We start from the raw sequence: 14,827 nt of genomic DNA, 5'->3' as shown, positions 1-14,827 counted from the left end.
CTCGTACTCAGCTAAAGTAATTCCTAAATAATTTTTTCAATCGATATATTGATATCCGTTTTTCATTGTATCCGAAAATGGATAAAATTTATTGATTTTGACAGGTGTCAAGTATATCAGCTTGTTACATTCAAAGTTTTATTTTTCTTAAACTTAAATATCCGTTAGTGGATAGGAGATATTTAGGTAAATCTGACGCACAAACGGGATAAGTATCATTAAGTTAGAGAGTTGTTGTTTGCGGCATGCTGATTGATAGTATAGATTTTGTTGAATCGCTAATAAAGTAATGGATATATTAATATGGGAGGAAATAGTTTTATCCGTCTTCCTTCATCAGAGAAACCAATGAATATCTTATTTATAAAAGAAAATAGATTACTGATTGATGAGCTGAAAGAATATATTCAGAGCTTGGACGCAAAAGCATATTTTGCTGATGACCCAACGGAAACTGAAATTATTCTTAATCAGACCACAATTGATTTGGTTATTATTCCGTTAAAAGCCTTGTCTAATTTAGATATGCTTAAATATATTAACGATCATTTTAAAGAAACCAAAGTTGTGATTACGGTCGATCGTGAAGAGTATACCTCTAAACTTGATAACCGGAAAGCACTTCATACGAATTATGAATTGCTGCAAAAGCAACTTCGTATTTTCGAATTAAAAAAGGCTATTGGTTCTGGATTGGATTACAGTCCGAACTAATATTTAGCTCTATTCACTTAAAACCAACCATGTAGATTGATTTCAATTTACAAAACTAGTTTGAATCTGGAGGCAAATGCTTTACTCATTTGTTTCCAGTTCAAATTAAGAAAAATGAAACCTTAATACTCAATTATATAATTAAAAACTGAAGTTTATGAAGCAGGATGTTCAGAACGATTTGGTTAGAATTAAAGACAGACTTCGAATTCTTGATGATAAGAAAAAGAAAGTTGCCAAAATTATTGGTATTACCGATGTGTATTTGTCTTATATTCTAAATGGGAAACGACCTTTGACTACAACAGTTAAATCAAAACTCTTCGATTACTTAGGCCTAAGCTAATTTATAATAAGGCTGATAAACAAATATTAAAATCAGGTAATTATCATAGCTAATGTGAATATTGCCTGATTTTTATTTATTATAAACAAGTTCTAATTCATTGGTTAAATATATTTTGTAAATTGTATATAACTGAAAGTAAATCAGATTTTAAGCATAACTAAACATTTCTACTATTGTAGGTTTGTAAAGATAAATAGCAAATGAAATTTCTCTTTCGCATAGTTGTCTTTTTTACATTTTTCTCTCCTTCCGTTTTGTTTGGTCAGGGACAGGCAGGAGTTTGGTATTTTGGCGAAAATGCTGGATTAGATTTTAATGTTGATCCTGCAGTTGCCTTAACGAATGGAAGTTTGGATACTGAAGAGGGATGTTCAACAGTATGCAATGCACAAGGAGATTTATTGTTTTATACAGATGGCATTACAGTATATAATAAGAACCATGCTGTAATGGCAAATGGGAATGGATTAGATGGCAATTCTTCCGCAACACAGTCTTCAATCATAGTTCAACAACCTGGAAGTACTATTCTTTATTATATTTTCACAGTAGATGCGCACCAAAATGCATTACGAAATGGTTTAAATTATTCCATTGTCGATTTGTCAATGAATGGTGGATTGGGAGCAGTAACGGTTAAAAATACTGTTTTAAATGGTAATGAGGTTTGTGAAAAAGTTACAGCAGTTAAGCATGCTAACGGAACTGATTTTTGGATTTTAATGCATTTGTATGATAGTCGGGATTTTTATGCTTATCAACTAAGTGCAGCTGGAGTTGGAACTCCTACGATTAGTACAATTGGGGTAAGGCATAACAGCGATAGAAGAACAGCAATTGGTTATATGAAAACCTCTCCGAATGGGACAAAATTGGCAGTCGCTATTTATACTCAAGACCGAGTTGAGCTTTTTGATTTCAATACCAATACTGGAGTGGTGTCGAATCCAATTCAATTAAATAATTACACTACGCCTTATGGTGTTGAATTTTCACCCTCTGGAGAATACTTATATGTAAGTTCCTTTTCGGCTGGAGACTTATATCAATTCAATATTTCTTCAAATAATCAGTCTACAATTAATAGTTCAGCTCAAGTCATTGGAAGTGGTACTTGGTTGTATGGAGCTTTGCAATTAGCCCCAGATAATCGAATCTATATGGCTAAAACGAATACAAATGGCACCACAGGCAGTCTAAATTTAGATGTGATTAACAATCCTGATGTTGCAGGTGCAGGAGCCAATTTTGTTGCTGATTCAAAGAACTTAGCTGGAAGGAGATGCCAATTAGGATTGCCTAATTTTGTTACTAGCATATTTACCCTAGAGTTTGCCTATCAATTTGATTGTGTTGGTGACAATACTGAGTTCACAATAACTTCTGATTTAGCGAATATAAGTAGCGCTACATGGGATTTCGGAGATGGAAATAGTACCACCTCAAATACAAGTCCATTTACTGTGAATCATGTGTATTCGAGTGCGAACACCTACAGTGTTAATTTAGAGGTAAATTTAATTTCTGGAGGAACAGATAATGTGACTCAAGCAATAACAATTCGGGATTTACCTGTTGCAAACGATCAAACCGTAACCGTTTGGGAAGATGCTGCAGGAACTGGAATAGCGAGTGGTGTAGATCTTACAATTAATGAAACTGCTGTGAATGGACAAGCTGGAACAACTTACATCTGGTATTCTGATGCAAGTCTCACAACTTTAATTGGTACGCCAACAAATGTAAGTGTTACCAATGGACAGCAGTTTTGGGTTGAAGTAAATGATGGATTTTGTTCTAATGCTGCAGTTGTTACCTATACCGTAAACGCTCTGCCGATGGCTGTGGATCAAAACATTATATTGTGTGAAGATAATTACAATTCTGGAGTTGTTTCTAACGTAGATTTAACCTTATTAGAGCCTGCTATTACTAGCAATAATGGCTTTGTGGTAACGTGGTTTCATGATTTGGCTTTAACTCAACCGGTGAATAGTCCTAATAATAGAATTGTTTCTAATGGAGAGAATTTTTATGCTCAAGTTTCTACAGGCACTCAAACTAGTGTTGCAACAGTAAATTACACGATTGAATCTTTGCCTGAGGGCAATAGTGTGTCCGTGCAAATGTGGGAAGATAGTTTTGGGTCCGGTAGTGCATCGGGAGTCGATTTAACTGCCTATAATACGCAAGTAGCGGGAGCTAATAATATTGTTTGGTATCAAGATGCAGCTTTTACGATTCCAATTGCCAATCCAACAAATATGCTTGTTAATGACCAAGATATCTTTTATGGTTTTATAGATAATGGGGTATGCTTGAATCAAGGTAGTATTCAATTTACAGTTCGATCGTCACCTATAGCCAATGATCTATCCATTGAAGTTTGTGAAGATACATTTGGAAGTGGAACTGCTACGAATGTTGATTTGTCATTACTAAATGCAGCAGTAAATGGAGGAACACCAAGTACGGTCGATTGGTATAATGATTCTGGACTAACAAATGCAGTTGTCAACCCTTCTAATGTAACGGTCAGTAACGGACAATTATTTTACACCTTAGTGCAAAGTGGAGGCGAAACCAATAGTTCGATAGTAGATTATACCGTAAATGCATTACCTATTGCAAATAATCAATCCATTGTCGAATTTGAAGATGTTCCAGGCTCAATGATATCACTTGGAGTTGATCTAACTTTTTACAATAATACTATTCTAGGCGGTGCATTTAATACTCTTGATTGGTATTTGGACGCAGCTTTAACAAATTTGGTTACTGATCCAACTAATCATGATGTTACTGATGGTGATGTTTATTACGTTTTAGTTTCGAATGGTTCCTGTGTTAATGTGGCAATAGTAGACTTTTCAGTTGTTAATACGCCAATTGCACGTAATGTTTTTCCTGTAATATGTGAAGATACGGAAGGTTCTGGTAGTGCTAATATCGATTTAACCTTATTGGAAAATCAGATAAATGAAGGTAATGGAGATACCTTCGCTTGGTTTACAGATTGGCCAACAGAACCTAATGGTTTACCTATTAATGCTGTTCCAGATCCTACAAACGTAATTGTTAATGATAGTGATCGATTTTTTGCAGCAGTTAGCGATGCTATTAATACAAACGTAGGAATAGTAGAATACTCTGTCAATTCACTTCCGAATGCAAGTGATCAAACAACGGATGTTTGGGAAGATAGCTTTGGAACAGGAACTGCAACAGGAATTAATTTACTTGCATATAATTCTTTAATTAGTAGTACTGCAGGAGCTACGATTTTTTGGTATTCCGATATCGCTTCAACATTACCCGTTGTAACACCTGGAAACCTTAGTGTTGTAACTGGTTCAATATTTTATGCGATGATTGATGATGGGAATTGCCAGAATCAAGCAACTTTAACTTTTAATGTGAGAAATTTACCTGAAGCTAATAACTTGCAAATTCAGTTGTGCGAAGAAGTGATGGGAAGTAGTTCAATTGCAAGTTATGATCTTTCGCAGTTAGAGACAGCAGTTAATAATGATCCAGGTACTTTAAAGGAATGGTTTTTTGATGTGGGATTGACCTTAGCTGTGCCATCACCAATGAGTACAACAGTGTCTGATGGTGATAGCTTTTATGTTCGAGTGAGTTTCGGTACAGAATCAAATGTTGGGCAGGTCGACTTTACAATTAATGCGTTGCCTAATGTTCAAAATTATCAGGTTACACTTTGTGAAGACATATTTAACACTTTACAAGTCCAAGGGGAAGATTTAGCTTTTTATGAACCTAATATTACAACCTTAACAACGGGTTCTTTAATTTGGTATTCCGATCCAGCTTATTCAAATCCAGTTATAAACACAGGAAATGTTTTGGTTTCAAATGGGGATATTTTTTATGTCCGTGTTTGGGATGGAACATGTGAAAATTTTGCAGAATTATCATTTGATATTGTGGCTTTACCGCAAACTACAACGGTGAATGAGATGTTTTGTGAAGATACTTTCGGTTCTGGAATTGCAACGGGAGTTAATTTAACCGACTATAACTTGCAAGTTAGTAATGATCCAAATGCTGCCATTCAATGGTTTGAAGATGATCAGTTGATTATTCCTGTTTCTGATCCGCTAAATGTGACTGTTTCAAATCAGAGTTCCTATTATGTGTTGGCGGTTAATGCGAACGCATGTGAAAATTCTGGGCGATTGAATTTTATTCTTAACCCACTTCCTGAAGCTATAGATTTAAGTTTAGGATTGTGTGAAGATGTATCTGGAGAAGGAGAAGTGAAAAATTACAATTTGTCTAATTTGAATAATCAAGTTTCTACGGATCCATCAGTTACAGTAAGTTGGTTCGAGGATGTTGATTTGTTAGTACCAATTGCAAATCCTTTAAACCATACCATTTTATCAAGTAGTAGTGTTTATGCTAAAATCGAAAATGGATGTTCAAATGCAGCAATAGTAGATTTTACGATTAATGAGAAGCCTATTTTTGATTTAGGACAGGATACGACAATTTTTTATACTGAAACAAAAATTTTAACTCCATCAATTGATATCAAGTTTTTACCTGGAACGTACATATGGCAAGATGGATCAACAGCTTCAACTTTTACTGTTGTAGAAGAAGGGAAATATGCGCTAGAGTATACTGATTTAAACTCTTGTGTTGGAACTGATTCCATAATGGTTTACATGGACCGATATCGAATTTTTGTGCCCAATGCTTTTACTCCCGATGGAAATGGAGTAAATGATACATTTGGACCTTCAATAACCGGCGATATTACTGGTGAAGATGTTGAGATGTTTATATACAACCGTTGGGGAGAGTTAATTTATCAATTTACAGATTTAGGTCAGGGATGGGATGGAACTTACAAAGGAAAAATAGCTAGCACAGGAGTTTATGTGTGGGTTTTAATTATAAATGGTAAAGCACGCCAAGATGGCAATGTTTCTTTAATTCGATAACATGATAAAATGGAGATTTATTCATATCATCTGTTGTTTGTTTTTAGCTTCATTAGCTAAAGGGCAGGATGTGGAGTTTTCTCAGTTTTACGCGAATAGATTATATTTAAATCCTGCATTTGCTGGATCTGAATATGTGCCCGTACTAAGTATGTCTTATCGAAATCAATGGCCACAAAACAATCGGCCTTTTGTTACTTATACGGCTTCGTATGATCAGTTTGTTGATTTCATGAGAGGAGGTCTTGGTGTTTTAATTCTTCAAGATAATCAAGGACAGGGAGCAATTAAAACAACAATGGCATCTGGGATATATTCTTATTCGCTAGATGTCAATAGAAATTTATCAATTAATATTGGTTTAAAAGCAACCTATATTCAAAGAAAATTGGAGTGGGAATCATTTGTTTTCTCCGATATGATAGATCCATTGTATGGTGTAATTTATCCGACTAGAGAAATACAACCTAATGAGTTGAGTAAATCTTATTGGGACTTTTCGACTGGGTTTATCGTAAATTACAAGAGTTTGTACTTTGGAGGTGTCGTTGATCACATGTCTGAGCCAAATGAAGCGTTTAAATCAAATGAGAACGTTGCCATATTGCCTCGTAAATATACGATTCATGCTGGAGCAAGTATTCCTCTTGGGTATTCCAGAGGTTTAATGAAAAGTAATTATACGATTTCACCTAACGTTCTTTATCAGAAGCAACAAGATTTTGAGCAAATCAACTATGGAATGTATTTTTATCGAAATAACTGGGTGCTTGGCGGATGGATGAGGCATAATCTATCTTTTGATTTTGATGCTTTTATACTTTTGTTGGGATTTCAGACGGATCGGTTTAGGATAGGGTATTCCTATGATTACGTAATCTCAAATTTAGTGAAGACAAATTCAGGTGCTCATGAAATTTCTTTAAGTTATTTGTTAGGAAAAGCAAAATCATCCTGCTCAGGAACGCATTTTTTGAGAAGAAAAAGAAGGATTAGAGCAATTAAATGTCCAAAATTTTAACCGTTGAGATATAGAAGTGTGTGTAAATAAGGATGTTTGGGGTTTAATTTAAATTAACAGGTTAACAAAAGTTAAGATTCCTTAAGAGTACACGAATGGCTACTTTATTGTTATGATATTTAATTTAGAAATGATATATTTATGTTGTAATAATCATTGATTTTATTGAGCTAGAAATGAGATTGTTTTGTAAATGGGTGGCTTTATTCTTTTTTTTTATGTTTTTTTCATCGATTTCTGATGCAAAAGGGCAGGAGAAAAAAAATGTCAATGATTCAATTCGAACACTAAAAATTTTAAAGAAAACATTAAATGAAATTATAGAAAAAAACAAAATGGCTGAAGATCCAAATTTCGATATGGAAATTGATGGATTAATTATGGATGAAACCATGACAAAGGTAGGCCGAGATTTTTATGATATGTTTTTCTCAGTGTGGATTGCTCCTGAGAAAGTAAAGAACTATACCGTTACAATAAAAGAAATGGTAATGCCTGGTATAGCTACAGAAATTAGTGTTCTCGTAAATGAATCATTGGTATTTAAGCAAAAAGTTCAACCAAGGTATGATGTCTTGGAGCAAATGACAAAATATGCGAACCAACGAGTTGTTCAATATTTAAATAACTACGAAAAAATGAAAGCCCAGCTTGGTGGTGATGATCAGGAGGGGTCAGGAATATTTTAAACCTAAAATAAGAACCATGAATATATTAAAAGTAAGCTTAGTAATGTTTTTCTTGAGTTTGATAATGTCGGTTGATGGTATAGCTCAAGATTTTGTTTATACACCTATAAATTCAAGTTTTGGGGGAAATACATATAACTATAATTGGTTGTTGAATTCTGCAACACAGCAAAATAGAATTGAAGACCCAAATTCTGATGATGCATTGAATCAAGATCCATTGGATGATTTTCAGTCCAATTTGAATAGACAAATATTGAATCAATTATCAAGTAAACTAGTTAATTCAATATTTGGAGATAATAATGAATTGGAAACAGGTTCGTATAACTTAGGGAATTATTCTGTTGATATTTTTGAAGATGGAAGTGGGGTCACGGTTAACGTTAAGGATATATCCACCGGGAATTTCACTAACGTCGTCATTCCTAGTTATTAGTTAATCGAATCTTATCTATTATTAATTCTCTCTATATGTTTAAACGTCTACGCTATTTATATAGCCTTATTATAATTTTACCTTTTATTAATGGTTGTGTACCTTACTTTAATCAACCTCTTTCGGAGCAAAGGGCAGAACTTGGTGCTGAAACTCCTGCAAGAAAGAGCTTAGTTAATTTGCCAGAGCCAAAAGAAAAAATGGTTGCTGCAGTTTATAAATTTAGAGATCAAACAGGACAATATAAACCATCTGCTACTGGAGCCAATTGGTCTACTGCGGTAACACAAGGAACTACTTCCATACTTTTAAAAGCAATCGAAGAATCTGGTTGGTTTATTCCAATCGAAAGAGAAGGCTTATCCAATTTGCTTAATGAGAGAAAAATAATTCGATCGAGCCGAGCTAATTATGCAGGACAAAGCGAAAAGTCACAACTATTACCACCACTTTTATTTGCAGGATTAGTTCTCGAAGGAGGTGTTATTAGTTACGATGCAAATGTGCTTACAGGAGGAGCTGGATTAAAATATTTTGGGGCAGGAGCTTCTGGGCAGTACAGACAAGATCGTGTTACGGTTTATCTCCGTGCTATTTCTACAAGTAATGGTCGGATTTTAAAAACTGTCTATACATCTAAGATGATTCTTTCTCAGAAATTAGATGCTAGTGTATTTAGATATGTCAAATTTAAACGATTATTGGAAGCAGAAGTTGGTTTTACCTACAATGAGCCATCTGAAATGGCAGTTAAAGAAGCTATTGAGAAGGCTGTTGAATCCTTAATTATTGAAGGTGTGATTGAGGGACTTTGGGATCTGAAAAATCCAGAGGATGTGAATTCAGATGTTGTTACCGCATATGTAGAAAGTAAAGAGGATAATCAAGGATCTGATTTCTTTGATCAATTAATTACTCCACGGCGTCGTAATTTTGGCTTAGGATTTAATGCTGGTTCATGGCTTTACATGGGAGATTACAGTCATACCGAAATGGAGGCAGCAGGAGGTGTTTCTTTATTATACGATACGCAATCAGCATTGCAGTTTGGACTTAACTTTAGTAGAGGAGATTTAGCTACAACTGAAAGTTTCCAGAGAACTTATAATTCCTTAGATGTAACCGCGAAGTATCGTTTGCTTCCTTATAAGGATTGGACGCCTTATATAGAAGGTGGATTAGGAGTATTTTCTCAGCAGGAAAAATCGGCATACACTATCGATCTATCCAATTCTATCTATACTCAAGCGTTGTATGGGGCAGGTGTCGAGTTTTTATTTAATGATCGATTGGGTTTGAATCTCTCAATAATAAATCATTACATTTTTAATGATAAAATTGATGGTTTGAAACAAGGAAATTATAATGATTATTTCTGGGAAGGTAAAATTGGATTGAATTTCTACTTTGATAAAATTTGGGATACAAGTAAGAAGAAAAAGAATAGAAAAGAAAAAATACGAAAAAAACAGAAAGAAAAACCTATATCTACTGAATAAAATATTAACAACTTATCAACATGGCCGGAAGTAATTCCGGCCATTTTTTATTTATTCTTATCAGGTCTCAATGTTTCTTTTAGTCTAGTGTTTTTAGGTGTTTTGGCGAGCTTGTTTAATTTTAATTAACTTTTCCTTAGGTGTTTAAAGGAATAGCTTATTTTGATCAATTATTTATAAGCGTTTGTCATTTAATACATGTGTTTAATGTAATTCGGTATAATATATTCAATAGAACTCTTTACATTTAATTTGTATTTGAAACATAAGTTATCAAATGCATTTAAACCAAATTTATTTTTTTTATCAGGGTAACCTGATTTATTCACTTTAAACCTTTAAAACAACCGAACCATGAAAAAGATTTTATTCGTCTTTTTGACAGTATTACTCACAGGAGCGTATTCTATCGCTCAAGTTAACCAATCGAGTGTTAATCAAATGGGAACTGATAATTCAGCTCTTGTTACACAGGTTGGCGTTTTTAACATTAACGACATTTACCAAGATGGAACTTTAAATGAAGCAGAAGTTGACCAACTAGGTGTCTTCAACGTATCATTACTTCAGCAAGTAGGTGAAAAAAATGGATACTTTGCTACTCAGGTAATGTCTAATTTCTCTACAGCACTTCAGTTAGGATGGAATAACCTTGCGGTTGTTGATCAAATTGGAATGAACTCTTCTTATGTAACTCAATTTTTTGGTGAAGATAACGAAGCTTACGTTACTCAAAAAGGTTTCTTCAACACTTCTGATATCGATCAGTGGTTTAGTTATGCTGAAACAGCTGATGTATTCCAACATGGATTGTTTAATGCTGCTAAAGTTCTTCAATTAGGTGGTATGTATGATGAGGCTGTTATCAGCCAATGGGGTATAGGTAACTATGCAAATGTATTGCAAGAGGATACTTACGCAAATTACGCACTTGTTAATCAAGTTGGTTTTATGAATAGTGCATTCGTTGATCAGTGGCTAGGATATATGAATTCTGTTGAAATTGATCAGCACGGTATGTTTAATACTGCTTACGCTGACCAGTGGGGTGGAGAATCAAATGTTTCTTTAATTAGTCAGAAAGGTAAAAATAATTTTACTTCTACTTTCCAAGGTGGTGGTTGGATGAACGGAATTTCTGTATCTCAAAAAGGTAACGGAAATGCTGCTTATGCAACACAGTATGGTGGATGGTTAAATACAGCATTGATCGCTCAACAAGGAAAAGGTAATTTAGCAGTGACTACTCAAGATGGTGGTTTTGGTAATTTAATTGATGTAGATCAAAGAGGAAAAATGAATGATGCATTTGTTTATCAGCTTGATGGATCTTTAAATTGGGCTTTAGTTACTCAAAGAGGAAAATCTAATTACACTGAAGTTGATCAGATTGATGGTTATTGGAATACTGCTGATGTTTACCAGCAAGGTCGCGGGAACAGCGCTGACGTTGATCAATTGGGTGGCGAGTTTAATACAGCAGAAATTGAGCAGTATAGAAAAGGTAATGATGCTAAGATTACGCAAGTAGCAGGTGCTTTTACCAATGCTTATATTGGACAAGACGGAAAATATAACGAAGCTGAAATTTACCAGGAGTACAATTATGGAAGTACAGCTCAAGTGGCTCAAATTGGTAATGAAAACTTAGCTTACATTGAGCAATTCGGAACAGCATTTACATATGCAGGTATTGGACAATATGGTAACGGTAATGTTGCAGGTATCGGACAATACGATGTTGTAAATAGTTCAGCTTTAATACTTCAAACTGGTGATGATAATTTCGCTACTTCAGTTCAAGCATTTGGTGAAAACAATGTTGCTCTTACTCAGCAAATTGGTGAAAACAATTACTCAACTACACTGCAAGTTGGTAGTAATAATAGCGTAGATGTTTATCAAATGGGTTATGGTCACAGTTCTACTGTTACTCAATATGGAAATGGAAACACTGCTACTGTTAGTCAATACAATACAGGTTTAAATCCATAATTGAATCCATTGATTTAATTAATATAGAATAATAAAACCGCCAAAATTTGATTTTTAATCAATTTTGGCGGTTTTTTTGTTGAGAAACATTAATACATCTTAAACTTTTGTTTAAGTTTTCTTATTCTTTTTTAGAACGAATAAAAATTAGCATAAAAGAGACTTGGTTTAATCACTAAATACAAGGCGTTTGTGTAAAAACTGAAGTGGTTGGAAAGGCTTTTTCTTAATTTAGATAAAAGATTAGATGATGTAATAAGTGCATTATTAGATCTGTCGGAGCTCTTAAACCTTTAAACGATTTTAAATTTAATTCACTTTAAAACCTTTAAAAAATTCAACCATGAAAAAATTTTTATTTTTATTAGTAGCCGTTGTTTTTGCAGTATCTTCTGCATTTGCACAGGTGAACAATTCGAATGTCAACCAAACGGGTTGGTTAAACACAGCTGGTGTTACTCAAGTAGGATGGTTCAATAGTAGTGATGTTGACCAATTAGGCTGGTTTAATGATGCAACTGTTGATCAGACGGGAATAGCAAATATTTCTTATGTCGATCAATTCTTCATTGGCAATATGGCTAATGTAACTCAAGATGGTATATTGAATGTATCGTACGTTGATCAAGCTGGATTTATGAATTCTGCTATGGTTTGGCAAATGGGACTTCATAACATTTCTCAAATTTTTCAACTTGGAGATGGAAATGGTGCTATGGTAGGTCAAGATGGTCTATTTAATATGTCAAGTGTTAATCAATTCCTAGTTGGTAATACAGCATCTGTATCGCAATCGGGAGTGTTAAATGTATCGTATGTTGACCAGTGGGGATTCTTTAACTCCGCAATGGTTGCTCAATCAGGACTTCATAACATTGCTCGTACAACTCAATTAGGTGCATGGAATATGGCGTCTACTTATCAAGTAGGAATGTTTAACATGTCTAACATTACTCAGTATGATTTCTTAAATTATGCTACAGTTATGCAAATGGGATTAGCTAATTATTCAACAGTTCTACAAGCAAACCATAACAATATGGCTATGGTAAATCAAATGGGACGTTTTAATAATAGTGATATTCTTCAGTATGGTGCTTTGAGTACCGCATCAGTATGGCAAATGGGAGCATGGAATTCAGCTACCATTACTCAAATTTTACCTATTTTCACTTCTGCTGATATCATGCAGCAAGGACGAGCTAATCGTGCAAGTATTTACCAAAGAAGAGGTGCTTATAACTCAGCTTTCATAAACCAATGGGGATTGAGAAATAATGCACGTGCAACTCAGTTGGGTGGAGAATTTAATCATTCATCTATTACTCAGTTGTATGCTTTTAATAGAGCTAATACAATGCAATTAGGTGGATATGGTAATCTTGCTAATATTCATCAGAATGGTCTTTGGAATATGGCTTCGACCTTCCAAAGAGGTGGTGTTGATAATGAGGCATTTATTATGCAGAATGGTGTAGCTAATCGTGCTCGTACAGTTCAGATTGGTGGAGACCATAATGTTTCAAGAACCAATCAAATTGGTACTGCTAATTATGCTTTTGTTGAGCAGATTTTTGAATCAGGAGGAGATGTTGAAGTATTCCAAAAGGGAGATTTCCATTTTGCTGATGTAACTCAAAAATATGGTTCAAAAGATAAAGCTACCGTTAAGCAATTTGGTGATAGTCAAGTAGCCTATATCTCTCAATTATGGGGAACTAAAAACAAAGCTAAGATTACTCAAAGAGATCATGGAAATACTGCTATAATTGATCAATTAGGTGGTAAGAAAAATAAAGCTAATATTTTCCAAAAAGGTGAGCATAACTTCTCATTTGTTGGTCAGTTTGGTGGAGAAAAATCTGATGCTTTTGTTGAGCAAAGAGGCGACGACAATAGAGGTTGGGTATTCCAGTACGATCAAGAAGAAAGTTTAGCAGACATCTTACAAGAAGGTAATGGTAACGTTGCAGTAATTGCACAAATGGATGGAGCAAGAAATGAAGCGTTTACGATTCAGACAGGTGATGATAACACAGCTTTAACTTACCAGTTTGGTGATGATAACTATTCATACTTAGAGCAAGTAGGTAACGACCACTTTGGTTTAGTTATCCAGGATGGTAACGATAACAGCGCTGTTACACAGCAAGGAAATGCTGGTACAATATTCGTAACACCATAGTGAAAATAAAATATAGAAAAAATTCCCGCTTCGGCGGGATTTTTTTCCTCTGTTAACTAATGCAATCACTCAAATGTCATTAATTATTCGTAAGTATTTATGGTTAGCTCTGTTCGTATTTTGCTTCGGTAATTTGCTTGGACAAAATTATAATATTGAAGATCAGATTTTAAATCAATTGAATTATGGTATTGTTGATGCTATAAATTCGGAGAATGGAGTTGTGATTTTGCAGTCTGGAGATGATAATAAGCTGGATTTAAATCAGTTTAGTCAAGGACAATTGGCCATTATTCAGCAGGTAGGAATGGATAACTTGATTAAGGCAATGCAAAATGGGGACTTAAATCGTCTGTCAATTTTACAAGCAGGTGATGGAAACTCAATTGAATCCTTACTTCAGGGGATAAACATTTCCACTAGCATTCATCAAGATGGTGATAACAATTCATTGCAACAAGAAGTTATTGGGAATAATAAGAGCTTTGAAATAACTCAGGCTGGTAATGACAACCAATTGGAGGTAGTTTCCGGGGTAGCAAATAACGGAATGATAGTTACTCAGGTTGGAACTGGTATGAATGTTATAATAAAAAGTGGTTTGTGAATACAGAGCAGGTTTAAATTGATGGGGTGTCTTGAAAAAGACACCCTTTTTATTTATGTATTTTTATCATATAAGTACTTTTTTTTATAGTAATTATAATAATTTAACGCACAATGTATTGATTGAAATGTAAATATTGAATATTTTTAAATATGTTTTTAATGAGTTAAGAATGGAGTGGGAATGTGTTGTGAGAAGAATAAGGTTGTGTCTGTTTTTAAGAAGCATTTTTTCAGTAGGATTATAGTATAATTGAGGATCATATTCTTCTAAATGATGATAGAATATCAAAAAATGAAATCTATAAATGCCTTCTAATATCGATGTTTTTGAACTTAGCTTGTATGTTTATCAGG

The 14,827-nt window shown here is 34.2% G+C and carries 10 protein-coding genes; all 10 read left to right on the top strand.

What is annotated here, in order from left to right; translation table 11 throughout:
- Positions 1 to 303 precede the first annotated feature (303 nt).
- The 10 genes from L3049_RS03775 (at position 304) to L3049_RS03730 (ending at position 14,471) form a co-directional block, all read left to right on the top strand.
- Complete coding sequence (locus L3049_RS03775) at positions 304 to 714, top strand: hypothetical protein (protein WP_275108456.1); 411 nt, start codon at positions 304 to 306, stop codon at positions 712 to 714.
- Between the two features lie 157 nt (positions 715 to 871).
- Complete coding sequence (locus L3049_RS03770; protein WP_275108455.1) at positions 872 to 1,060, top strand: helix-turn-helix domain-containing protein; 189 nt, start codon at positions 872 to 874, stop codon at positions 1,058 to 1,060.
- A 203-nt stretch (positions 1,061 to 1,263) separates the two neighbouring features.
- Entirely contained in the window at positions 1,264 to 6,036 is a 4,773-nt protein-coding gene (locus L3049_RS03765; protein ID WP_275108454.1) for a T9SS type B sorting domain-containing protein, read from the top strand.
- Between the two features lies 1 nt (position 6,037).
- Entirely contained in the window at positions 6,038 to 7,057 is a 1,020-nt protein-coding gene (locus L3049_RS03760) for a PorP/SprF family type IX secretion system membrane protein (RefSeq protein ID WP_275108453.1), read from the top strand.
- A 218-nt stretch (positions 7,058 to 7,275) separates the two neighbouring features.
- The gene (locus tag L3049_RS03755) at positions 7,276 to 7,746 is read left to right on the top strand and encodes a CsgE family curli-type amyloid fiber assembly protein (RefSeq protein WP_275108452.1); all 471 of its coding nucleotides are present in this window, start codon (positions 7,276 to 7,278) and stop codon (positions 7,744 to 7,746) included.
- A 16-nt stretch (positions 7,747 to 7,762) separates the two neighbouring features.
- The gene (locus tag L3049_RS03750) at positions 7,763 to 8,185 is read left to right on the top strand and encodes a curli production assembly/transport component CsgF (RefSeq protein WP_275108451.1); all 423 of its coding nucleotides are present in this window, start codon (positions 7,763 to 7,765) and stop codon (positions 8,183 to 8,185) included.
- A 35-nt stretch (positions 8,186 to 8,220) separates the two neighbouring features.
- The gene (locus L3049_RS03745) at positions 8,221 to 9,684 is read left to right on the top strand and encodes a CsgG/HfaB family protein (RefSeq protein ID WP_275108450.1); all 1,464 of its coding nucleotides are present in this window, start codon (positions 8,221 to 8,223) and stop codon (positions 9,682 to 9,684) included.
- Between the two features lie 354 nt (positions 9,685 to 10,038).
- Positions 10,039 to 11,679: a hypothetical protein gene (locus tag L3049_RS03740; protein WP_275108449.1), complete on the top strand. Its 1,641-nt coding sequence runs from the start codon at positions 10,039 to 10,041 to the stop codon at positions 11,677 to 11,679.
- Between the two features lie 343 nt (positions 11,680 to 12,022).
- Positions 12,023 to 13,864 (top strand): hypothetical protein, encoded by a 1,842-nt coding sequence (locus L3049_RS03735; protein ID WP_275108448.1) that lies wholly within the window; start codon positions 12,023 to 12,025, stop codon positions 13,862 to 13,864.
- Positions 13,865 to 13,937: 73 nt separating this feature from the next.
- Complete coding sequence (locus tag L3049_RS03730; protein WP_275108447.1) at positions 13,938 to 14,471, top strand: hypothetical protein; 534 nt, start codon at positions 13,938 to 13,940, stop codon at positions 14,469 to 14,471.
- Positions 14,472 to 14,827: the final 356 nt, after the last annotated feature.

Origin of the sequence: Labilibaculum sp. DW002 (genome assembly GCF_029029525.1) — a bacterium.
GTDB classification, from domain to species: domain Bacteria; phylum Bacteroidota; class Bacteroidia; order Bacteroidales; family Marinifilaceae; genus Paralabilibaculum; species Paralabilibaculum antarcticum.
Note: the sequence above shows the minus strand (reverse complement) of the source record. Positions and strands in the feature narration are given on the sequence as shown.

What these genes read in the sequence shown, in the direction of transcription:
- L3049_RS03775 (WP_275108456.1), top strand. Translation starts at nt 304, where the DNA reads ATGGGAGGAAATAGTTTTATCCGTCTTCCTTCATCAGAGAAACCAATG.
- L3049_RS03770 (WP_275108455.1), top strand. Translation starts at nt 872, where the DNA reads ATGAAGCAGGATGTTCAGAACGATTTGGTTAGAATTAAAGACAGACTT.
- L3049_RS03765 (WP_275108454.1), top strand. Translation starts at nt 1,264, where the DNA reads ATGAAATTTCTCTTTCGCATAGTTGTCTTTTTTACATTTTTCTCTCCT.
- L3049_RS03760 (WP_275108453.1), top strand. Translation starts at nt 6,038, where the DNA reads ATGATAAAATGGAGATTTATTCATATCATCTGTTGTTTGTTTTTAGCT.
- L3049_RS03755 (WP_275108452.1), top strand. Translation starts at nt 7,276, where the DNA reads ATGTTTTTTTCATCGATTTCTGATGCAAAAGGGCAGGAGAAAAAAAAT.
- L3049_RS03750 (WP_275108451.1), top strand. Translation starts at nt 7,763, where the DNA reads ATGAATATATTAAAAGTAAGCTTAGTAATGTTTTTCTTGAGTTTGATA.
- L3049_RS03745 (WP_275108450.1), top strand. Translation starts at nt 8,221, where the DNA reads ATGTTTAAACGTCTACGCTATTTATATAGCCTTATTATAATTTTACCT.
- L3049_RS03740 (WP_275108449.1), top strand. Translation starts at nt 10,039, where the DNA reads ATGAAAAAGATTTTATTCGTCTTTTTGACAGTATTACTCACAGGAGCG.
- L3049_RS03735 (WP_275108448.1), top strand. Translation starts at nt 12,023, where the DNA reads ATGAAAAAATTTTTATTTTTATTAGTAGCCGTTGTTTTTGCAGTATCT.
- L3049_RS03730 (WP_275108447.1), top strand. Translation starts at nt 13,938, where the DNA reads ATGTCATTAATTATTCGTAAGTATTTATGGTTAGCTCTGTTCGTATTT.